Origin of the sequence: Streptomyces sp. NPDC045470 (assembly GCF_040646595.1) — a bacterium.
Lineage (GTDB): Bacteria > Actinomycetota > Actinomycetes > Streptomycetales > Streptomycetaceae > Streptomyces.
Map to the genome: position 1 here is coordinate 1,368,200 of NZ_JBEZAN010000001.1, position 21,805 is coordinate 1,390,004.

General features: G+C 73.1%; 17 protein-coding genes and 1 tRNA gene. 7 read left to right on the plus strand and 11 right to left on the minus strand.

The window, feature by feature from the left end; translation table 11 throughout:
- The first annotated feature begins 8 nt into the window (after window positions 1–8).
- From AB0A97_RS05875 to AB0A97_RS05890, 4 genes are read left to right on the plus strand one after another with little or no spacing between them, the layout of a single operon-like run.
- A complete protein-coding gene (locus tag AB0A97_RS05875) occupies window positions 9–656 on the plus strand; it encodes an ABC transporter permease (protein WP_361144873.1) in 648 nt (215 codons plus the stop codon).
- On the plus strand, window positions 649–1,902 hold the full coding sequence (locus tag AB0A97_RS05880) for a betaine/proline/choline family ABC transporter ATP-binding protein (protein WP_361144875.1): 1,254 nt from the start codon (window positions 649–651) through the stop codon (window positions 1,900–1,902). The genes AB0A97_RS05875 and AB0A97_RS05880 overlap by 8 nt, the downstream gene beginning before the upstream one ends.
- Window positions 1,899–2,807: an ABC transporter permease gene (locus AB0A97_RS05885; protein WP_361144878.1), complete on the plus strand. Its 909-nt coding sequence runs from the start codon at window positions 1,899–1,901 to the stop codon at window positions 2,805–2,807. Before AB0A97_RS05880 ends, AB0A97_RS05885 begins: the two co-directional genes overlap by 4 nt.
- Window positions 2,804–3,805, plus strand: a complete 1,002-nt coding sequence (locus AB0A97_RS05890) for a glycine betaine ABC transporter substrate-binding protein (RefSeq protein ID WP_361144880.1) — start codon at window positions 2,804–2,806, stop codon at window positions 3,803–3,805. The genes AB0A97_RS05885 and AB0A97_RS05890 overlap by 4 nt, the downstream gene beginning before the upstream one ends.
- Window positions 3,806–3,893: 88 nt before the next feature.
- Here AB0A97_RS05890 and AB0A97_RS05895 read toward each other — a convergent pair whose 3' ends face one another.
- The 4 genes from AB0A97_RS05895 to AB0A97_RS05910 form a co-directional block, all read right to left on the minus strand.
- Window positions 3,894–4,673 (minus strand): S16 family serine protease, encoded by a 780-nt coding sequence (locus AB0A97_RS05895; RefSeq protein ID WP_361144883.1) that lies wholly within the window; start codon window positions 4,671–4,673, stop codon window positions 3,894–3,896.
- 82 nt (window positions 4,674–4,755) lie between these two features.
- A complete protein-coding gene (locus AB0A97_RS05900) occupies window positions 4,756–5,397 on the minus strand; it encodes a helix-turn-helix domain-containing protein (protein ID WP_361144886.1) in 642 nt (213 codons plus the stop codon).
- Between the two features lie 359 nt (window positions 5,398–5,756).
- Window positions 5,757–7,556 carry a DEAD/DEAH box helicase gene (locus tag AB0A97_RS05905; protein ID WP_361144889.1) on the minus strand — a complete coding sequence of 600 codons (1,800 nt, stop codon included), beginning with the start codon at window positions 7,554–7,556 and terminating at the stop codon, window positions 5,757–5,759.
- A 42-nt stretch (window positions 7,557–7,598) separates the two neighbouring features.
- Entirely contained in the window at window positions 7,599–9,077 is a 1,479-nt protein-coding gene (locus tag AB0A97_RS05910) for an MFS transporter (protein ID WP_361145329.1), read from the minus strand.
- A 189-nt stretch (window positions 9,078–9,266) separates the two neighbouring features.
- Here AB0A97_RS05910 and AB0A97_RS05915 point away from each other — a divergent pair, with 189 nt between their 5' ends.
- Window positions 9,267–10,130, plus strand: a complete 864-nt coding sequence (locus AB0A97_RS05915; RefSeq protein WP_361144892.1) for an alpha/beta hydrolase — start codon at window positions 9,267–9,269, stop codon at window positions 10,128–10,130.
- Between the two features lie 136 nt (window positions 10,131–10,266).
- Window positions 10,267–10,338 (plus strand) — tRNA-Cys (locus tag AB0A97_RS05920).
- A 10-nt stretch (window positions 10,339–10,348) separates the two neighbouring features.
- On the opposite strand, the gene AB0A97_RS05925 is transcribed toward AB0A97_RS05920, so the two are convergent.
- Entirely contained in the window at window positions 10,349–10,933 is a 585-nt protein-coding gene (locus AB0A97_RS05925) for a TetR/AcrR family transcriptional regulator (RefSeq protein WP_361144895.1), read from the minus strand.
- 220 nt (window positions 10,934–11,153) lie between these two features.
- Here AB0A97_RS05925 and AB0A97_RS05930 point away from each other — a divergent pair, with 220 nt between their 5' ends.
- Window positions 11,154–12,092 (plus strand): alpha/beta hydrolase, encoded by a 939-nt coding sequence (locus AB0A97_RS05930; protein WP_361144898.1) that lies wholly within the window; start codon window positions 11,154–11,156, stop codon window positions 12,090–12,092.
- Between the two features lie 50 nt (window positions 12,093–12,142).
- Here the strand turns inward: AB0A97_RS05930 and AB0A97_RS05935 are convergent, their stop codons facing one another.
- The 6 genes from AB0A97_RS05935 to AB0A97_RS05960 form a co-directional block, all read right to left on the minus strand.
- On the minus strand, window positions 12,143–14,473 hold the full coding sequence (locus AB0A97_RS05935; RefSeq protein ID WP_361144901.1) for a xanthine dehydrogenase family protein molybdopterin-binding subunit: 2,331 nt from the start codon (window positions 14,471–14,473) through the stop codon (window positions 12,143–12,145).
- A complete protein-coding gene (locus AB0A97_RS05940; RefSeq protein ID WP_361144903.1) occupies window positions 14,470–16,899 on the minus strand; it encodes a (2Fe-2S)-binding protein in 2,430 nt (809 codons plus the stop codon). Before AB0A97_RS05940 ends, AB0A97_RS05935 begins: the two co-directional genes overlap by 4 nt.
- The gene (locus AB0A97_RS05945) at window positions 16,896–17,792 is read right to left on the minus strand and encodes an FAD binding domain-containing protein (protein WP_361144905.1); all 897 of its coding nucleotides are present in this window, start codon (window positions 17,790–17,792) and stop codon (window positions 16,896–16,898) included. Before AB0A97_RS05945 ends, AB0A97_RS05940 begins: the two co-directional genes overlap by 4 nt.
- A 457-nt stretch (window positions 17,793–18,249) precedes the next feature.
- Window positions 18,250–19,938 (minus strand): beta-N-acetylhexosaminidase, encoded by a 1,689-nt coding sequence (locus tag AB0A97_RS05950; RefSeq protein WP_361144908.1) that lies wholly within the window; start codon window positions 19,936–19,938, stop codon window positions 18,250–18,252.
- A 94-nt stretch (window positions 19,939–20,032) separates the two neighbouring features.
- Window positions 20,033–20,899: a carbohydrate ABC transporter permease gene (locus AB0A97_RS05955; RefSeq protein ID WP_361144911.1), complete on the minus strand. Its 867-nt coding sequence runs from the start codon at window positions 20,897–20,899 to the stop codon at window positions 20,033–20,035.
- Complete coding sequence (locus tag AB0A97_RS05960) at window positions 20,896–21,789, minus strand: sugar ABC transporter permease (RefSeq protein ID WP_361145332.1); 894 nt, start codon at window positions 21,787–21,789, stop codon at window positions 20,896–20,898. The genes AB0A97_RS05955 and AB0A97_RS05960 overlap by 4 nt, the downstream gene beginning before the upstream one ends.
- Window positions 21,790–21,805: the final 16 nt, after the last annotated feature.

Consider the following 21,805-nt stretch of genomic DNA (forward strand, 5'->3'; position numbering starts at 1 on the left):
GAGCGCGTGTGAGCTTCTGGGAGTACGTCGGCAACCGGCACACCCAGCTGCTGACGGATACGTTTCAGCACGCCAGCGCCGTCTTCCAGTGCATGGTGCTCGCCACCGTGCTCGGCGTGCTGCTGGGCGTCGCCACCTACCGCACCGAATGGGCCGGGAACCTGGCCACCGCCACCACCGCGACGATCCTGACGGTGCCCTCGCTGGCCCTGATCGGCCTGCTGGTGCCGATCGTCGGCCTGGGCGTGGCGCCGACCGTCATCGCCCTGACGCTGTACGGGCTGCTGCCAGTGGTGCGTAACGCCGTCGTCGGGCTGCGCGGCGTCGATCCCGCGCTGATCGACGCCGCCAAGGGCATAGGGATGTCCCGTACGGCACGGCTGCTGCGGGTGGAGCTGCCGCTGGCCTGGCCGCCGATCCTGACCGGCATCCGGGTCTCCACGCAGATGCTGATGGGCATCGCGGCCATCGCCGCCTACGCCTCCGGGCCCGGCCTGGGCAACGAGATCTTCCGTGGCATCGCCTCCCTGGGCAGCGCCAACGCGCTCAACCAGGTGCTGTCCGGAACGCTCGGCATCGTCGTCCTGGCCCTGCTCTTCGACGCCGCGTACGTCCTGATCGGACGTCTGACCATTCCCAGGGGGATCCGTGCCTGAGACCACCGCATCCGGCGCCGGCATCGCGCTGGAGCACCTCACCAAGCGGTACCCGGGCAACCCCACGCCCGCGGTCGACGACGTCAGCATGGACATCAAGCCCGGCGAGACGGTGATCCTCGTCGGACCCTCGGGGTGCGGCAAGTCCACCACCCTGAAGATGATCAACCGGCTGATCGAGCCCACCTCCGGGCGGATCATGATCGGCGACGAGGACGTCACCGGCATCGACCCGGTCAAGCTGCGCCGCAAGGTCGGTTACGCCATCCAGTCGTCCGGCCTCTTCCCCCACATGACCGTCGCCCAGAACATCGCGCTCGTCCCCAGGATGACCGGCTGGCCGAAGGCGAGAGTGAGCAGCCGCGTCGAGGAGATGCTCGACCTGGTCGGCCTGGACCCGCGCGAGTTCCACGGCCGCTACCCGCGGCAGCTCTCCGGCGGGCAGCAGCAGCGCGTCGGGGTGGCGCGGGCGCTGGCCGCCGACCCGCCCGTCCTGCTCATGGACGAGCCGTTCGGCGCGGTCGACCCGATCACCCGCGACCACCTCCAGGACGAGCTGATCCGGCTCCAGCACGAACTGCGCAAGACCATCGTCTTCGTCACCCACGACTTCGACGAGGCGATCAAGCTGGGCGACCGCATCGCGGTCCTGCGCGAGCGCTCGCACATCGCCCAGTTCGACACGCCCGAGGCCATCCTCACCAACCCCGCCGACGACTTCGTCTCCGGCTTCGTGGGGGCCGGCGCGGCCCTCAAACGCCTCAACCTCACCCGCGTACGGGACGTCGGCGTCGTCGACTTCCCCACCGCGTCGATGGACGACCCGCTCCAGTCCATCTTCGACCTGCTGCGCTCCGGCGCCACCAACGAGATCCTGCTGCTGGACCGGCACCGGCGCCCCTACAAGTGGCTGCGCCGCGGCGACCTGATGCGCGCCAAGGGCTCGCTGGCCCGCGCGGGCACCCTCGTGCACGACACGGTCACCCGCGACGCGACCCTGCGCGACGCGCTGGAGGCGGTCCTCACCGACAACGCGGGCCGGGTCGCGGTGACCGGACGGCGCGGCCAGTACATCGGCGTCGTCGACATGGAGACGCTGATGAACAACGTCCACCAACTGCTGGAAGAGGACCGGCTGGACGCCGTCGAGCACCGGCACGAGCTGGAGGAGCAGCGCGCGCGGCAGACCCGGCTGGCCCAGGAGGGCGTGGATCCGGCGGGTGGCGCGCACGGGGTCAAGGCGTGAGCCCCCGGGACAGGCGCCGGCCGCCGAAGGGCGAACGGCCGCCGGGCGAGCACGAGGTACGCGGCGTGACCTTCCGCGACGAGGCGGCGGCCGGGGAGCGCGGGCCGGTGCTGGCGGCCGAACCGGCACCCGCCGCACCCGCCGCGTCCGCCACCCGGCCGCCACGCCGGATCACCTGGAAGAAGGCGGCCGCGCTGCCCGCCGTACTGGCGGCGGTGCTGCTCGCCACCTGGCTGTGGTTCCGCGGCGTCCGGCTGGACTCGATCGCGCACCAGGCGGTGGACGACGGCAAGGTGTGGCTGGCGCTGCGCCAGCACCTCCAGCTGACCGCCGTGTCGACCTTCTTCGTCCTGATCATCGCCATCCCCCTGGGCATCGCGCTGACCCGCGCCAGGCTGCGCCGGGCCGCGCCGTTCGCGGTGGCGGCGGCCAACCTCGGGCAGGCGGTGCCCGCCCTGGGCCTGCTGGTGCTGCTGGTCATCCGGCTCGGCATCGGCCCGGAAGCGGCCGTCATCGGCATGGTCGTCTACGCCGTACTGCCGGTACTGGCCAACACCGTCGCGGGCCTGAAGGCCATCGACCCGACGCTGACCGAGGCCGCCCGCGGTATCGGCATGTCGGCGGCCGGGGTGCTGGGGAAGGTCGAACTGCCGCTGGCCGTACCGCTGATCCTGGCGGGCGTACGCAACGCGCTCGTCCTGAACGTCGGCACCGCCACCCTGGCCACCTTCGGCGGTGGCGGCGGGCTCGGCGACCTGATCTCGGCGGGCATCATCACCCAGCGGATGCCGGTGCTGGTGCTCGGTTCCGTCCTGACGGTGGTGCTGGCGCTGCTGGTCGACTGGCTGGCGTCGCTCGTGGAACTGCTGCTGCGCCCGCGCGGGCTGGAGGTGGGGGAATCATGACCGCAGGACCGCGCCGGCTGCGCAGGACCGCACCGGCCGCCGCTGCCTGCCTGCTGCTGGGCGCGGCCGCACTGAGCGGCTGCGGGCTGGTCAGCGGCAGCCCGATGAGCGACGCCGTGCGGCCCGGCACGATCGGCCGGGGGCAGCCGCTCAAGGGCGCCGAACTGACCGTGACGTCCAAGGAGTTCACCGAGAACATCATCCTGGGCCAGCTCATGGGCCTGGCCTTCAAGGCGGCCGGCGCCACGGTCGTCGACAAGACCAACATCCAGGGCTCGATCGGCGCCCGGGAGGCGGTCAAGTCCGGTACGGCGGACGGGATGTACGAGTACACCGGCACCGGCTGGATCACCTACCTCGGCCACGAACGTCCCATAGTGGACCCGCGGAAGCAGTGGGAGGCGGTACGCGACGGCGACCGCGCCAACGGTCTGGAGTGGCTGCCGCAGTCGAAGCTCAACAACACCTACGCGCTGGCGCTCAACGCCGAGCAGTACAAGCGGCTGGGCGTCGAGACCCTGTCGGACGTCGCCGAGCTGTCCCGCAAGGACCCGAGCGCGGTCACCCTGTGCGCGGAGGCCGAGTTCTCGGCCCGTAACGACGGCCTGCCGGGCATGGCCAAGGCGTACGGCATGCGGATCCCGCCCGGCAACATCAAGAAGATGACCAGCGGCGTCGTCTACACGCAGGTGGCGGAGGGCCGCGCCTGCACCTTCGGCGAGGTCTACACGACCGACGGCCGGATCAAGGCGATGGGCCTGAAGACCGTCAAGGACGACCGGCACTTCTTCCCGAACTACAACGCGGCGCCCGAGATGAACGCGGCGACGATGAAGAAGTACCCGCAGATCGCCGACCTCCTCGCACCGGTCACCGCCGCGCTGGACAACGCCGTCGCGCAGAGCCTGAACGCGAAGGTGGACGTGGACGGGCAGGACCCGCACGAGGTCGCCAAGGAGTGGATGATCGAGAAGGGGTTCATCAAGGACGGCGGCTGAGGCGCGCGGGGAGCGGGGCGCGGCCGCTGCCGACACCCTCAGCCGCCGCCGACGCCCTCAGACGCTGCCGCCCGCTCTCAGCAGCCGGTCAGCAGCTGGGGACCTTGCCGCCGGACTTCAGCGCCTTGAGCGCGTCCACGGTCCCGGACAGCGTGCTGACCGGGACCAGCCGCAGTCCCTCCGGCAGCTCGGCCTGCGCGTCCCGGCACTCCGACTTCGGTACGAGGAAGACCGTGGCGCCGTCCCGGCCCGCGGCCTGCGTCTTCAGCGCGACCCCGCCGACCGCTCCGACCTCGCCGTCCGCGGTGATCGTGCCGGTGCCCGCGATCTTCTGCCCGCCGGTCAGGTCGCCGCCCGCGCCGTCCCCGGCCAGCTTGTCGATGATGCCCAGCGAGAACAGCAGACCGGCGCTGGGCCCGCCGATCGTGCCCAGGTCCAGCTTGACCTGGACGTCCTTGTCGCTCTTGTGCAGGTAGTTCAGGGCGGCGCGGGTGGCGACGTCCTGGGAGGAGCGCATGTCCTTCAGATTGTGCTCCACGGCCTTCTCCGCCGTGTCGCCGACCGGGTAGACCGACTCGACCGGCATCACGGCCTGATCCGTACGGAACCAGCCCCTGACGATGTCCGGCAGCCGGACCGGCGCGTCCGGGCCGGTCGCCACGATCGCCGCCATCCGCAGCTGACCGGTGGTCTCGCGGGTCGGCGCCCCGCTGATCGTGATCACCTGTTTGCCCTTGTGCTTGCCGAGCACGTCCGCCGTGTCGCCGGGGAAGGCGACCGAGAACGGCAGGGGCGCGAAGGCCACCGTGGCGAGGAGCGCGATGACCAGGGCGGCGCAGATCCCGAGGGCGCGAGTGCGAGAAGACACCCCGCCACCCTAGATGACCTGGCCGCCCGGCCTCTCACCACGGGGCGGGACGGGGTACCCGCGCCCCTCGGCCCCCGGACCCTCACCGCAGCGCTTCGGACACCTCACGGGCCGCCTCCACCACCCGGGGCCCGACCCGCTCGGGCACCGTGTCGGCGAGCATCACGACGCCGACGCTGCCCTCGATGCCGCTCACCCCGAGCAGCGGGGCCGCGGCGCCGCTCGCGCCCGCCTCCAACTCGCCGTGTGTCAGGGCCAGCCCGGCGTCCTCGATGCGGCCCTGCCGGGCCTTGAGGATGGCCCGCCCGGCCGCGCCCCGGTCCAGCGGGTGCCGGAAACCGGCGCGGTAGGCGACGTGGTAGTCGGTCCAGGACGGCTCGACGACGGCCACGGCCAGCGCTTCCGTACCGTCCACTAGCGTCAGGTGGGCGGTGGCACCGATGTCCTCGGCCAGGGCGCGCAGGGCGGGCAGCGCCGCTTCGCGCACCAGCGGGTGCACCTGGCGGCCCAGGCGCAGCACGCCGAGGCCGACCCGGGCCCGGCCGCCGAGGTCACGGCGTACCAGGGCGTGCTGCTCCAGGGTGGCGAGCAGGCGGTAGACCACGGTCCGGTTGACCCCCAGCTTGGTGGACAGCTCGGTGACGGTCAGGCCGTGGTCGGTGTCGGCGAGCAATTTGAGGACGCGTAGTCCCCGGTCGAGCGTCTGGGAGGTCTCCGCGGTCACGACGCCCCCTCCTCGGGTGAGTGGCGGTCCGTCCGCGGGGTGCGCTGCCGGTCCCGGGGCAGCGCGCGCGAAGAGGCCGCCGGCCGCATGGCACCGGCTGCGCTCCGCGGCGGCGCTGCCACGGGGCGTGTGCGTGACCGGGACAGTAGCGAGCTGGTCCGGTCAGCGGAAGAGTCCGTCCAGAATCCGGTCTTCCGTGACCGCTTTATCCCTGAACATCCGCAGGTTGTGACCAGTTGGCGGCGCACCCCGGCCTTTCGGCCTGGGGTACAACACGAGCACGTCCGGACACGTACGGGTACGGCCCGCGCCCCGGAACACGTCCGGGCCGCGGGCCGCCGCCTCACGTCACACAGGGGTCACTTCATGCGCGTGGCCCACTCCCGTACCTTCTTGATCCGCTCGTTGAGCTGCCCGGCCGTGGCCTCCGCGCTCGGCGGGCCGCCGCACACCCGGCGCAGCTCGGTGTGGATCACGCCGTGCGGCTTGCCGCTCTGGTGGACGTACGCGCCGACCAGGGTGTTCAGCTGCTTGCGCAGCTCCAGCAGCTCCTTGTGCGTGACCACCGGGCGCCGCTCGGCGGGCATCTCCAGCAGGTCGGCCTCGGAGTCCGGCTTCTTCTTGCTGTGCGCTATCTGCCGGGCCTGCCGCTTCTGGAGCAGCATCTGCACCTGGTCCGGCTCCAGCAGCCCCGGGATGCCGAGGTAGTCCTGCTCCTCCTCGCTGCCCGCGTGCGCCTGCATGCCGAACTCGGCGCCGTCGTAGAGCACCCGGTCGAAGACCGCCTCGGACTCCAGCGCCTCGAAGGAGAACTGTTCGCCCGTGGCCCCGTCTTCTTCGTCCTGCTGCTGGTTGGCCTCGTCCATCTCCTTCTCGGACTCGGCGTACGGGTCCTCGTCGCCGTCCTTCTTCGGCTTGTCCAGGACGTGGTCGCGCTCGACCTCCATCTCGTTGGCGAAGCCGAGCAGCGAGGGCACCGTGGGCAGGAAGACGGACGCGGTCTCGCCGCGCTTGCGGGACCGTACGAAGCGGCCCACCGCCTGCGCGAAGAACAGCGGAGTGGAGATCGTCGTCGCGTACACGCCGACCGCGAGCCGCGGCACGTCGACGCCCTCGGACACCATCCGGACCGCGACCATCCACCGGTCCTCGGAGTGCGCGAAGTCGTCGATGCGCTGCGAGGCGCCGCTGTCGTCGGACAGCACCAGGGTGGCGCCCTCGCCGGTGATCTCACGGATCAGCTTGGCGTACGCGCGGGCCTGCTCCTGGTCGGAGGCGATCACCAGCGCGCCGGCGTCCGGTATCGCCTTGCGGACCTCGGTCAGCCGCTGATCGGCGGCCTTGAGGACCTTGGGCATCCAGTCGCCGCGCGGGTCCAGCGCGGTGCGCCAGGCCTGGGAGACGGCGTCCTTGGTCATCGGCTCGCCGAGCTTCGCCGCGATCTCGTCGCCCGCCTTGGTGCGCCAGCGCATGCTGCCGCTGTACGACAGGAAGATCACCGGGCGGACGACGCCGTCGCCGAGCGCGTTGCCGTAGCCGTACGTGTAGTCGGCGGAGCTGCGCCGGATGCCGTCGTCGCCCTCCTCGTACGTCACGAAGGGGATCGGGTTGGTGTCGGAGCGGAACGGCGTACCGGTCAGCGCGAGCCGCCGGGTGGCCGGCTCGAACGCCTCCAGGCACGCCTCGCCCCACGACTTGGAGTCGCCGGCGTGGTGGATCTCGTCGAGGATGACCAGCGTCTTGCGCTGCTCGATCCGGTTGCGGTGCAGCATCGGGCGTACGCCGACACCCGCGTACGTGATCGCGATGCCGTGGTACTCCTTGCCGAGCGGACCCGCACTGTACTCCGGGTCCAGCTTGATGCCTATCCGGGCGGCGGCCTCCGCCCACTGCTTCTTCAGGTGCTCGGTGGGGGCGACCACGGTCACCTGCTGCACGACGTGGTGGTGCAGCAGCCAGGAGGCGAGGGTGAGCGCGAAGGTGGTCTTGCCCGCGCCGGGGGTCGCGACCGCGAGGAAGTCGCGCGGCTGCGTCTGGATGTACCGGTCCATCGCGGACTGCTGCCAGGCGCGCAGCTTGTTCGCGGTACCCCAGGGGGCCCGTCCGGGGAAGGCCGGGGACAGGTGGTGGTTGTTGGTGGCGCTGGTGGTGGTAGTCACGGTCTCCGTCGGGCTGGCTCGGCGATCGGCAACCGCGTCAGCCTAACGCTCCGCGGGAGCGGACGGCGTTCCCGGGTGAGCCGCCGACACCGTCTTCGCGCCACCGGGCGGGACCGTCGCCAGGCCGCTTCCCGCGGGCTTCAGCCGTGTGGCCACCCACGATCCGGTCAGGGCGACCGCCGCCATGGCGACGAAGACCGCGGCGAAGGCGGCGGGCTGCCCGGATGCGGCGTCGGTCACGTCCGGTGTGCCGCCCGTGTCGACCGAGGCGCCGCCGAAGGCGCTGAACAGCAGGCCGCTCAGGCCGACGAACGTGATGTTGCCGAGGGCGTCGGAGACCTGGAGCGAGGCGGAATTGCTCCCCGCGTCCTCCGGCGGGGACAGCTTCAGCAGCAGCACGCTCCCGCTGGAGATGTTCAGCCCCATGCCGTACCCGGCCACCACCCACGCGACCGCCACGATCCAGACCGGCACGCCGCCGAACAGCACCAGCGGCACGATCAGGATCGCCGCCGTGATCAGCAGCAGCCCGATCCCCATGATCCGCTCCCGGTACGGCTCCAGGCGCGGCCGGCTCTGGGTGTACGAGCCCAGGGCCCAGGTGAGGCCGCCGCCGGTCAGCGAGAGCCCGGCCAGCGTGGTCGACAGGCCGCGCTCCGTGACGAGCATCAGCGGAATGAAACTCTCGGCGGCGAGCAGCGACCCGGCTGCCAGACCACGGATCAGCACGACGGAGGGCAGGCCCCGCGCGGCCCGGAACGTCCCCTTGGGCAGCAGCCGGACGATGGCCGGCACCAGCAGTACGAGCCCCACCACCGCGGGCAGCACGGCCACCCAGTCCCGCCGCTGGGCCGCGTACTGAAGGAGCCCGGCACCCGCCGCCACCGCCAGGGCCAGCAGGATGCGGCGCCGGTCCATCCCCTCGTCGTCCCTCCGCGGCGGCAGCTTGCGCAGCGCGGGCAGCATGACCGTCAGCGGCAGCAGGACGAGCACGGGTATGGACAGGAACACCCAGCGCCAGCCCAGGTGCTCGGTGACCGTCCCGGCGACGAGCGGCCCGTCGATCACCGGCAGCACCCAGGCCGCCGAGAAGGACGCGAGGACGGACGGCCGCAGCGCCTCCGGATAGGCGCGGCTCACCACCACGTACAGCGCGACGATGACCAGCCCGCCCCCGATCCCCTGCACCCCGCGCCCCACCACGAACAGCCACATCTGCTGCGCGCACCCCGCGACGACCAGCCCCGCGCCGAACGTGGCGATCCCGGTGAACAGGGGCGCGAGGGGCCCGCCCCGGTCGCACCACTCCCCCGACAGCGCCATCGCGAACAGACTCGCCGTGAAGTACGCGGAGAAGGCGAACGCGTACAGCTCGATGCCGTCCAGGGCGTGGCCGACGGCGGGCATCGCGGTGTTCACCGCGCTCGCCTCGAAGGCGATGAGCGAGACGACGGAGATGATGCCGAGGGTGAGCGCCCGGTACGTACGGCCGAGGACGCCTTCGGCGGGCGCAGCGGCCATGGGCTCGGCACGGAGGGGGACTTCGGGGGTTCTGGCGGCGTCGCGCGGGTCCACGGCAGTCATGCGGTCAGCGTAAGAGGCGTCGACCGCGTGCGCCCCTGTCGCAGGGAGGGGATCTTCTAGGCCGCCGGACCTAGGGCGTACCGGACGACGAGCGTCCCCTTCTCCCCCGTACGGCAAGCTGGGCCCATGCCCCACTTCACCAGTTACGACAACGCCGCACTGCACTACCGCGCACTCGGCCCGGAGGGCTCCGGACTCCCGCCCCTGGTGTGTCTGGCGGGCGGACCGGGCCGGGACGCCGCGTACCTGGGCGACCTGGGCGGCCTGGCGGAGCGACGGCGGCTGCTGATCCCGGACAGCCGCGGCACGGGCGCCTCCCCGACCGCCGCCGACCCGTCCCGCTACGCCTTCCCGCACCTGGCCGAAGACCTGGAGGCATTCCGCGCCCACCTCGGTCTGGAGCGCTTCGCGCTGCTCGCCCACGACGCCGGGGCGGCGACCGCGCAGGCGTACGCGGCCACGTACCCCGACCGCCCCACCCGGCTGGTCCTGATCTCCCCCGGCTCACACCTCCAGGGAGAACTCCCCGACGACGCGCCGGACATCTTCGCCTCCCGGTCGCACGAGACGTGGTGGCCCGAGGCGTCGGCTGCGGCCCGGCGTCTGGCGGAGACGTCCGACATGACGGAGGTACGCGACCTGCTGCCCCGCGCGGCCCCGCTCGCGTACGGGCGCTGGGAGGCGCCCCAGCGGGCCCACGCGGCGGCGGAGGGCGAACAGTTGAACCCGGTGCCGCGGGCCGGCTTCTGGCAGGGCGTGGACGAACCGGCCCGCCAGACACTGCTCGCGGGCCTGCGCGAGGTGACGTGCCCGGTCCTCGTCATGACCGGCGGCCGGGACGCGGTGGCGGGCGTACGGGCGGGCGAACTGGTCGCCGCATCCTTCGCCGACGGACGCACCCACCACCTGCCCGAGGCGGGCCACTACCCCTGGATCGACGAACCGGACCGGTTCCGCCGCGCGGTGGAGGAGTTCCTGCACGCGCCCTGAGGGGCGTCACCCCACCCCTGAGCCCCGCCGGCCGACCGGACTTGTGAACACCGCATTGCAACCTCGTGCCGGCCCGCCCGAAACCCTTGCCCCGCCCCCGGTCCCCCGGCCTAACCTCGGTGCGTCGCTTCACCACGGCCGTGTGCCCGAGCGGTTCAGGGGCCGGACTGCAAATCCGGTTACGCAGGTTCGAATCCTGTCACGGCCTCAGAACAGCGCTACGCGCGCAACGTCCGCGACAGCGCGTCCACGGTCACGCCCACCACGGCCAGGAGCTGCGCCGGGGTCGCCCCGGCCCTGCTCATGACGGCGAGCGACTGGTTCACAGCCGCCGCGTGCACAGCGAAGTTCTCGGCGTCCTGTTCGGCCAGCCGGCCGGTCTTCAGCGCGGTGCGCAGGCGCAGGCGCTGGGAGCCGAGCGCCTGCTCGGCGTGGGCCGCGACGCCCGGACTCAGCACGGGGATCGCCATGGCCGACTGGGTGATCAGGCAGCCATCGGGCAGTTCGGGATCGGCGATGCGGTCGAGGGTGACGTCGAAGAACGCACGGACAGCGGCAACGGGGTCCACGGCCGCACCCGACAGGGCGACGTCGTACTTCTCGCCGTAGCGCGCGGCGTAGAGATCCAGGCAGCGCAGGAAGAGCGCGTCCTTGTCGCCGAAGGAGGAGTAGAGGGAACTGCGGTTCAGGCCGGTCACCCGGGACAAATCGCCCACCGAGGTGTCGGCGTAGCCGTCGCGCCAGAACTGGATCATCGCGGCGTCGAGCGCCGTGTCCATGTCGAACTGCTTCTTGCCTGCCACGCGGCACTTCCTCGGTGATGCGTCGATGGTCCGGACCGTGTCGCGCACCATTCTATCTTGAACTGATCGGTTCAAGATGGGTAGCCTTCCAGCGTGGTCACGGCCAGGCGTGCCGGGCACTTCGCGACCGCGCGAGAAACCCACCACGCGTACGTGGTCCCGGCCGCCACCGCCAGCCACACCGCTCCAGCCGCACACCTGACACCCATGGAGGATTTCCGTGACCAGCCCGGCAACCAGCACTCCGCAGGTCTCCGACAGCAACCCCGTCCGCGACCTGCCCCTACAGCATCTGGCCAGCTTCACTCACCGCTGGGTCGACGCGGACGGCGTCCGCCTTCATGCCGTCGAAGGCGGGCGGCCGGGCGGCCCGGCCGTCGTCCTGCTCGCCGGATTCCCGCAAACCTGGTGGGCCTGGCGGAAGGTGATGCCCGGCCTCGCCCATCGGTTTCGCGTCATCGCGATCGACCTGCCGGGGCAGGGCCACTCCGAGCGTCCGGAGCGCGGCTACGACACGCACACGGTCGCCGCGCACGTCCACACCGCCGTGCAGGCTCTCGGAGTGTCGACATACACCCTGGTCGCCCACGACATCGGCGCCTGGGTCGCGTTCTCCCTCGCCCTCGGCTTCGAGAGCCACCTGCGCGGGGTCGCGCTGCTCGACGCCGGGATTCCCGGTATCACCCTCCCGGAGGCGATTCCCACCGACCCGGACCGAGCGTGGAAAACCTGGCACTTCGCGTTCCACATGGTGCCCGACCTGCCCGAGACGCTGCTCGCCGGCCGCGAACGCGAGTACGTCGGCTGGTTCCTGAAGATGAAGGCCCTGTCCCCCGACACGTTCGACGACGCCGAGATCGACCACTACGCGCAGGCCGTCGCCGTCGACGGCGGCCTGCGCGCTTCCCTCGCGTACTACCGGGACGCCGCGGAGTCGGCGCGCAAGAACCGCGAGGCGCTCGAACGGCGGCGCCTGACGGTGCCGATCCTCGGAATCTCCAGCAGCCACGGCTCCGTTCCGGACATGGCCGCCTCCATCAGCCCATGGGCCGACCGCACCACCCGGATCATCGTGCCGGACGCCGGACACTTCATCCCCGACGAGCAGCCCGAAGCCGTCGCCGGCGCGCTGGCGGACTTCCTCGCCGACCACGGCTGACACCCGCGCACCGGCAGGATTCCGGCAGCGACGGTTCCGGGTACGGGCGCCTACTGCTGCTGCGCCACCGCCGCCTGGGGCCGGATCGGGAGGCGGCCTATCGGGCGGCCCGTGGCGGCGCGTACGGCGGAGGCCACGGCGGCCGGGGAGGTGACGACCGGGACGGCGCTGGCGGGTTTGGCGCCGAAGGGGGCCACGACGTCGCGTTCCTCGACGAGTTTGACGATGCGGATGTCGGGGGCGTCGAGGGCCGTGGGCATCGCGTAGCCGGTCAGGTCGGGGTGGCGGATCCGGCCGCGGGTGGTGCGGAGGTTCTCCATCAGGGCCGCGCCGAGGCCCTGGGTGACACCGGCCTCGATACGGGCGCGGAGCTGGCGCGGGTTGAGGACCCGGCCGACGTCCTGGGCGACGGTCATCTCGACGACGCGGATGGTGCCGAGTTCGATGTCGACGTCCGCGACGCAGCGGATCGCGCAGAAGGCCAGGCCCACGAACGCGTCGCCCTGGCCGCTCTCGTCGAGGGGCTCGGTGGGGTGCGGGCGGCACTGGGCGGTGGCCCACAGTTCCTTGCCGTCGAGGGCTTCGGCGACGGTGGTGCTGAGGACACCGTCGTACGAGGTGATCTTGCCGTCGTTGATCTGGAGGAGTTCGGTGGACATGCCGAACTTGTGGGCCAGGGGCTGGAGGAGCTGGGTACGCACCATCTTGGCGGCGCGTTCGACGGCGCCGCCGGAGACCCAGGTGTGGCGGCCGTGACAGGCGCGCCCGGCGGACGGCTGGTCGGTGTCGACGCCCGCCACGTGCACCTCTTCGATGCCCAGGGTCTCCTGGACGATCTGGCGGGCCAGGGTCGAGAAGCCGGAGCCGGTCTCCACGGCCGCACACAGCACGGTGGCGACCGAGCCGCTGACCTTGACCGTGGCGGTGGACACCTCGTCGGCGCCCTCCGCGCCGAGCATGTGGACCATGCCGAGCGCGTAGCCGACGCCGCGGCGCACCGCGGACGGCTCGCCCGCGCCCTCCAGGCCACCGGGCAGCAGCCAGTCCTCCTCCGGGGTGTCCTTGGGGAGTTCGGGCAGCGGCTCGTCCTTGACGGCGCGCAGCAGTTCGGCGACCGGCGCGGGGCAGGTGACGGTCTGGCCGGTGGGCAGCAGGTCGCCGGTGGCCATGACGTTGCGCAGCCGGATCTCGGCCGGGTCCATGCCGAGCTTGGCGGCCAGCTTGTCCATCTGCCCCTCGTACGCGGCGCAGACCTGCATCGCGCCCTCGCCGCGCAGGTGCCCGGAGGGCGGGTTGTTCGTCCGGACGGCCCAGCCCTCGATGAAGGCGTGCGGGACGACGTACGGGCCGCAGGCGAACGACACGGCGGCCGCCAGCGCCTCGGCGGAGGTGTCCGCGTACGCGCCCGCGTCCATCAGGATCTGCGCCTCGACCTTGACCAGCTTGCCCTCGGCGTCCGCGTGATGGCGGTAGCGCAGCAGGGTCGGGTGGCGGTGGGCGTGCCCGAGGAAGGACTCCTCGCGGGTGGCGGCCAGCTTCACCGGGCAGCCGGTGCGCAGCGCCAGCAGCCCGAGGGACAACTGCATGCCCGGGTCCTCGCGGTCCGCGGTGGCGCCGGGCACGCCGGTGACGACGACGCGTACCCGCTCCGGCTCCAGCCCGAAGCAGGCGGCGGCCAGGTCGCGGTCGGTGTGCGGGTCGGTGGAGGCGGTGTAGATCTCCACACCGCCGTCCGGACGCGGCACCGCCAGCCCGGCCTCGGCGCCGATCGGCGCCGGGTCCTGGCGGCCGATGCGGTACAGGCCCTCGACGATGGTCTCGCCCACCACCTCGGGGTCGCCGAAGTGCAGCGGGATGTGCCGGATCAGGTTGCCGTCCGGGTGCAGCGGCTCGGCCTCGAAGGCCAGTTGCGGGTCGGTGACCGGCTCCAGCACCTCGTACTCGACCTCGATGGCGGCCGCGGCCAGCCGGGCCGTGTCGGGGTGGTCGGCGGCGACGGCGGCGATCGGCTCACCGTGGTGGCGGACCACGTCGTGCGCGAAGACCGGGCGGTCGGGGACGCCCCGGCCGTGCCCGGCGTCGCCCGGCACGTCCGCGTGGGTGACGACGGCCCGTACGCCCGGCATCTCCACGGCCTGCCGGGTGTCGACGGAGAGGATGCGGGCGCTGGGGTACGGGGAGCGCAGGATGGCGGCCCACAGCAGGCCCTCGGCCCACAGGTCGGAGGCGTACGGGAAGACGCCTTCCGTCTTGGCGGGCGCGTCCGCGGACGGGAGGGAGACGCCGAGGCCGTGCGGCGGCGGGTCGGCGGGCCCGCCGGAACGGTCGCCCGCGGCGGGGGGCGCGGTGACGGCGCCGGCGCCCTCGGATGTGCCGGTCATACGGAGCCTCCGGACTGCGGATCAGCGCCCGGGCCGTGGGGGTGCGGCCCGTGGGGGTGGTGGCCGTGGGAAGCGGGGCCCTGCGGGTCGGCGGGGCCCGCCTGGTGCGGGATACGGGGGGTGCCGGTGCCGGGCTCCTCGGGGGCGGCGGCCGCGGCCTCTTCGGCGGCCGCCGCGGCGTCGGCCCGGCCGCGTACGACCTCGTTGACCGCGTCGAGCACGCCGCGGTAGCCCGAGCACCGGCACAGGTTGCCGCAGAGGGCCTGCCGGGTCTCCAGCTCGGTGGGGGCGTGGTTGCCCTCCAGCAGGTCGTGGACGGTCATCGCCATGCCGGGGATGCAGAAGCCGCACTGCACGGCGCCGGAGTCGGCGAGGGCGCACTGCACGTCGGAGGGCGCGCCGTGCTGCGCGAGGCCCTCGACCGTACGGACCTCGCTGCCCGCGGTGGTCGCGGCGGGCACCAGGCAGGAAGCGACGAGGCGCCCGTCGACCTGGACGGAGCAGGCGCCGCACTCCCCCTGCGAGCAGCCGTCCTTGGCCCCGGCGAGGCCGAGGCGCTCGCGCAGTACGTACAGCAGCGACTCGCCGATCCAGGCGTCGGTGACGGGGCGGTCGGTGCCGTTGACGGAGAGGACGTAGGAGGTGTGGGGGTGTTCGTCGTGGGGAAAGGGGAGCGGTTCCGTCGTCGTGTCGTCGGCCGGGGTCGGGGCCGGGGTCGCGGCCACGGCTGTGTCGCCGGCCGGAGGCGGCGTGGTTCCGGGGGCGGGCGCGGCGTCCGGTGCTGCGGGCGGCTCTTCGGCCGTGGCGGCGGGCTCCGCGAGGTCCGGGGCGGTTTCGGGCTCCGGAGCGGCGGCCGGTTCCGTGGGTGCGTCGCCGGGCACGGCGGGCTCGGCGGGAGGGGCCGCCGGGGCGTCGGGGGCGGCTTGGCCGACGGGCTCGGCCGGAGCGGACTCGGCCGACGGCGTTTCGGGGTCCGTGCCGGGTGCGGTTCCGTCACCGGGTGCGGCACCGGACTCCGGCTCGGTTCCGGCCCCGGCCTCAGAGGTCGTGGCCTCGGCGGGCACGCCGTCGGTGGCTTCCTCCGGCCCGGCCGCCTCGGGGGCGGCGGGCTGGGCGTCGGCGGCCGGGGGCGCGTCCGTGGCGGCACGGGTGGCGGCTGCCGGGGCGACGCCGGCTTCGGCGGTGGCGTCCGCCGGGGCTTCGCCGGTGGCCTCCTCCGTACGAGCCTCTGCGTCCGTACGCGCTCCAGCGTCCGCAAGAGCCCCGGCGGCAGGCGTCCCGGCAGCAGGCGTCCCGCTCCCGTCCACACCCGGTTCGACGGCGTCGGCGGCGGCCGGGCCGAGGGCGATCGGCCCGGACACGACGGGGCCCGAAGCAGCCTGGCCGACGTCTTCCCCGGCCTCCGGCTCCGGCTCCGAAACCGGCTCCGGGTCCGGCTCCGCCTCCGCACCCGACTCCGCCCCGTCCCGCGGCTCGGCCGGACGCTCGTCGAGCGGTTCCGCACGCGGCGGCCACTGTGCCAGCGCGTCGGCGGGCAGGGACCAGTTGCCCGCGCCGCCCAGCGTGCCGCCCGCGCTGTCGCCGGAGGCGGGCACGTGGTGGCCGGGGTCGTAGCCCGGTGTCACCTGGTCGGCGGGGCGGAGCGGCTGCTGCCCGTACGGCAGGTGGCCGGCGCCGGTGTGCTGGTCGGTGGTGAAGTGCCACTGCCCGGTCGCCGCCGGGTCCACCGGGGTGTGGCCGTGGCCGTGCCCGTGGTCGTAGGGGCCGTACGCGGTGCCGTACCCGGAGGCCGGGTGCGTACGGTCGTCGCCCAGCAGGTACTCGCCGGACTCCTCCAGCATCTCGTCCGGGGCCGTCGGGATCGCCCACTGGCCCGTGGTGCCGCTGGACCCGTCGGTGCCCGCGGCGGGCCAGAGGGCGTGCGACGCGCCGTCCGTGCCGTCGGTGTAGTGGCCGCCCGGCGCGCCGGTGTGCGGGCCGCTGCCCGTCATCCCGTGTGCGGGCAGGTCGGTGGCCGGGGCGTCCGCGAACGGCAGCGTCCACTGTCCGGTGGCCGACGGGTCGGTCGTCGCGCCCGGGGTGGGCGGGGCGAAGGACGACGGCGGGGTGTAGCCGTGGCCGGGCGCGGCGAGCGGGTCGGCGGCGTATCCGCCGTGGTCGCCGGTGCCGGGTACGCCGCCGTGGGCGTCCGGGGTGCCGGGGCCGTGCGGGTCCGGGTAGCCCTGGTAGCCGTAACCACCCGGGTAGGGGCCGCTGGTGAAGCCGTCCGGGAGCTGGACGAAGGCGGTGGCCTCCGACTCGTACTCGTTGCCCTGGGGCAGCGGTTCCCAGCGCTGGCGGTCCTGCGGTCGCACCACACGCAGCGGCTGGGTGTCCTCGGGGCTGTTGCGCCGGTCGTTACGGTCGGGGCGGTCGGCGTCGCTCACGAGAGCGCCCTCCCAAGTGCTCGGCGGGCCAGGGCCGCCACCGTACGGCGCAGGTGCAGCGCGGCGGGCGGCAGGGTCTGCGGTTCCGTGCCGTCCTGCGGCGGTGGCGGGTCCGGGATGCAGGCGGCGGCCACGTAGTCGCCGAAGGCGGCCAGCGCCTCGGGCACCAGCTTGCGTTCGCCGTCCCAGTCGATGATGGAGGCCACCCACTGCTCGGCCTCCAGGGGCCGCAGCGGCATGGCGGCGACCGCGCCGACCGCGCAGCGCACGCCGCGCCGGGCCGGGTCGAGGACGAGGGCCACCGAGGCGGTGGCGCGGCCGGGGCCGGTGCGTCCGGTGGCCTTCAGGAAGGTCTGCGGGGCGTGCAGGAGCGGCACCCGTACGTAACCGACGAGTTCGCCGGGGCGCAGCATCTCGCGGCCGGCCAGGAGGTGGCTGACGGGGATCTCGCGGCGGGCGCCGCCGGGTCCGGCGACGACGAGGTCGGCTTCGAGGGCGGCGAGCACCGGCAGGGTGTCGCCGGTGGGCGCGGAGGTGACGATGTTGCCGCCGAGGGTGCCCGCGTTGCGTACCTGCGGGGGGCCGGCGGCGCGGGCGGCGGCGGCAAGGCCCGGGATGAGCGCGGCGAAGTCGGGGCGTCCCATCCGGGCGAGGGTCAGGCCCGCGCCGAGCAGGGCGTGGCCGTCCTGGTACTGCCAGCCGCGGATCTCGCTGATCCGGCCGAGGCCCACCAGTCCCGCGGGCCGCAGCAGCCCGGAGTTGACGGCGGCCATCAGGTCCGTACCGCCCGCGACGGGCACGGCGGCGGGCATGGCGGCGAGCGCCGCCACGGCCTCGTCGAGCGAGGCCGGCAACGTCACCGATTGCGAAGCCTGCGGTGCGTGCGTGGTCAACCCAGCTGCCCCTTCCCCGGTGTCCCGGCTGTTCCGCTCCGCCGTACGGTACGTGCTCACGGTCCGGACGTGGCAACTCTGGCACATCTTTGCAGGCCCGCGGTGCTAGGGCCCGGCTTCCGGACGCCTTGGGACGGCAGCGGGCGCGCCGCGTACGGGACATGGCCGGTGTTCGGGGCGTTCGGGATGTTCGGGGCGCGTGCCGGCGGGCGGCGGCGCCGGGCGGACGGCGGACGGTGGCCGGGCTGCGGTGGAGCAGGCGTGACGTGCGGGACGGCGTCCCGGCTCGGCCCCCGGCCGTGGCCGGAGCCGGGGGCCGAGCGGTGCGCGGGCGGACGTTCCCGCCCCCGGCTGGTGCGATGTACCGGACATACCTCACCTTGGCTGCCTTCAGTGCGTTCCGCGGGAACCACCGTCCCAGGTACCGCCGGCGCCGGCCGCCCGCATCCGCTCCGGCTCACACGTTTGGGGGCGACCCCTCGATCGGACGTCCGAGCAACCCGGGGCGCCGCTGCCACGGGAAGGGACCACCGGGCGGCCGGTAGTCGACGCCGAGCGCGTCCAGGCGGTGGTAGTGGGTGTCCATCCGGCGGGTGAAGCCGGCGTGGTCACGGTCCTCGGGGGGCGGCAGCCGCGACCAGGCGACCTCGGCGAAGGCGGCGAGCCGCGGGAAGACCTGGTAGTCCAGGCGCTGCTGGTTCTCCATCACCTCCGTCCAGACGTTGGCCTGGGTGCCGAGGACGCGGGCGGCCTCGTCCGGCGTCAGTTGCGGGGGCACCGGCTCGAAGCGGTAGACGTCCTCCAGGGTCCGTACGTAGCCGATCGGTACGGGTTCGTCGGCGCCGCCGTCCTGCCGGTGGTCCAGGTAGACCTGCTGCTCGGGGCACATGACGACGTCGTGACCGGCCTGGGCGGCGGCGATGCCGCCCGCGTAGCCGCGCCAGGACGACACCGCGGCGCCCGGCGCGAGGCCGCCCTCCAGGATCTCGTCCCAGCCGATCAGGCGGCGTCCGCGGTCGGCGAGCCAGCTGTCGAAGTGCCGGATGAACCAGCTCTGCAGCTCGTCCTCGTCGGCCAGGCCCAGTTCCTTGATGCGGGCCTGGGCGGCCGGCGACGCCCGCCACTGGTCCTTGGGGCACTCGTCGCCGCCGATGTGCACGAACCGGGAGGGGAAGAGGTCGAGGACTTCTTCCAGCACCCCTTCGTAGAAGCGGAGGGTGGTGTCGGTGGGGGCGAGGATGTTCGGGTTGACGCCCCAGGTGTCCCAGGGCTTGAGGGCGCCGGTGTCGATGACGTCGGTGTTGCCCAGTTCCGGGTACGCGGCGATGGCGGCCTGCGAGTGGCCCGGGATGTCGATCTCCGGGACGACGGAGATGTGCCGGGCGTCGGCGTAGGCCACGATCTCGCGGATGTCGTCCTGGGTGTAGTAGCCGCCGTGCGGCCGGTCGTCCCACAGGGGCGAGGCCCGGTGGCCGAGCTTGGTGCGCTCCCGCCAGGCGCCCGCCTCGGTGAGGCGCGGGTGGCGCCGGATCTCGATCCGCCAGCCCTGGTCGTCGGTGAGGTGGAAGTGCAGGACGTTGAGCTTGTGCGCGGCGAGCAGGTCGAGGTAGCGCAGCACGCCGTCCTTGGGCAGGAAGTGGCGGGCGACGTCGAGCATCATGCCGCGCCAGGCGAAGCGGGGCGCGTCCTCGACACGTACGGCCGGTACGGACCAGCGCTGTCCGGGGCGCAGGGGCGCGCGGCGGTACGCGTCCGCGCCGAGCAACTGCCGCAGGGTCTGCGCACCCCAGAAGGCACCGGCCGCGCCGCCGCCCAGGAGGGTGACGCCGCTGCTGTCGGCCGTCAGCCGGTAGCCCTCGGGGCCGAGCGCGTCGGCGGTCCCGGCGTCGACGCGGAGGCGGATGACGCCGCTGTCGGGGCCGTGCCCGGAGGTGCCGTCGCCGGTCGTACGGGGAGGGAGCGGCAGGCCGGTCGCGGCGCCGACGGTGCCGCGCAGCCAGGCCGCGGTGGCTTCCGTACCGGGGCCCGCGTCCAGTGCGGTCCCCGGGCCCAGGAGGAACGCGCCGTCCCCCGGCCGGGTGTCGCGCGGCAGGGGTATCAGGTCGGTCTCCGTACGGGCGCCGTCCGCCGTCGCTGCGTCGTCCATGTGCTGACCCTTCCGTTCTCGGGGGCGTTCTCTGGGGCTAGAGGGGTGGGGGTGTCCGGTGCGGTTCGCCAGGGGGACGGGTGCGGGCGCGTCGTCAGTCCTTCACCGCGCCGCCCAGGCCCGACACCAGCCTGCGCTGTACGAGCACGAAGAACACCAGTACGGGGATGGTCATCACGGTCGAGGCCGCCATGATCCCGCCCCAGTCGTTCTCGTCCGGTTTGAAGAACACCAGCAGCGCCATCGGGAGGGTGGAGTTCTCCGTCGCGCTGATGATGAAGGACTTGGCGAAGAGGAAGTCGTTCCAGGTGCTGATGAAGGAGAAGACGCTGGTCGCGACGAGCCCGGGGAAGACGAGCGGGAAGAGGATCTGCCACAGGAAGCGGGCGCGCGACGCGCCGTCCAGGTAGGCGGCCTCCTCCAGGGCCTCCGGCACGGCGCGGACGAAGCCGCGCAGCATCCAGATCGCGAAGGGGAGGGAGAAGGCGAGGTGCGGCAGAACCAGGGAGCCGAGGGTGTTCAGTCCGATGCCGGGTACGGCGTCGCCGACGTCCCGCATCAGGAAGAACAGCGGGATGGTCAGCGCTTCGACCGGCACCATCTGCGCGACCAGGAACATGATCAGCAGCGTCGTACGGAACCGGAAGCGGAAGCGGGTGACGGCCGTCGCCGCGAGGAAGGCGATCAGCGCGGAGACGAGGACGACGACGCCCGCCACGAAGAGGCTGTTGAGGAAGTAGCGGCCGAAGTCCTGCTGCTGGAAGACCCGCCGGAAGGCGTCCAGGGAAGGGTGGAGGGTCCAGGGCACCGGTTCGGTGGACTGGATCTCGCCCGCCGGTTTGAAGGCGGACAGCACCATCCAGTACAGGGGGAAGGCCACGGCGGCGGCGAGCAGCAGCGCGCCCGCCTCGGCGGCCAGCCGTCCTGGCCGCCGTATCCGCGGTGTGCGGACCGTACTCACAGTTCCTCCCCCTGTCGGCGCAGCAGGCGCAGGTAGACGAGCGTGACGGCCAGCAGGATCAGCAGCATCACGATGCCGATCGCCGAGCCCAGGCTGTACTGGGACGAGGCGAACGCCTTCTGGTAGGCGTACACGTTCAGTACGAGGTTCTGCCCGGCGATGCCGCCGCCGTTGGTCATGACGTAGATCTGGGTGAAGACCTTGAAGTCCCAGATGACCGACTGGATGGTGACGACGACGAGGATCGGCCGCAGCATCGGCGCCATGACCGAGCGCCAGATCCGCCACTGCGACGCGCCGTCCATGGCGGCCGCCTCCAGGACTTCGCCCGGGATGGCGCGGATGCCGGCGTAGACGGTCACCATCACGAACGGGAACGAGCACCACACGACTTCCAGCAGGACCAGCGCGAAGGCGCTGTAGCGCCCGTAGGTCCAGGAGAAGTCGCCGAGGCCCAGCACCCGGTTGACCGGCCCGAAGTCCGGGTCGAAGAGGAAGACCCAGACGGTGGAGCCGGTGATGGCGGGGGTGGCCCAGGCGCCGAGCGCGGCGAGCATCAGGGCCAGCCGCGGCACCGCCCGGATGCGGGTGAGCAGGACGGCGGTCGAGCAGCCGGCCACCAGCGTGCACAGGACGCAGGCCGCGGCGAACACCACGGTCGCCAGCAGCACCTGCCAGAACTGGCCGTCGCCGAACAGCTCGGCGTAGTTCGCCAGTCCCTTGAAGCTGGTCGGTTCGCCGCCGCTGACCTGGGCCTGGGTGTATTCGAGGAACGAGATCAGGCCGAGCTGGTAGATCGGGTAGACGAGCAGACCGCCGAGGACGACCAGGGCGGGGGCGAGGTAGAGCCACGGTGTCCAGCGGCTCCCGTGCCGGGACGGCGGCCGCAGCCGGCGGCCTCCGGTG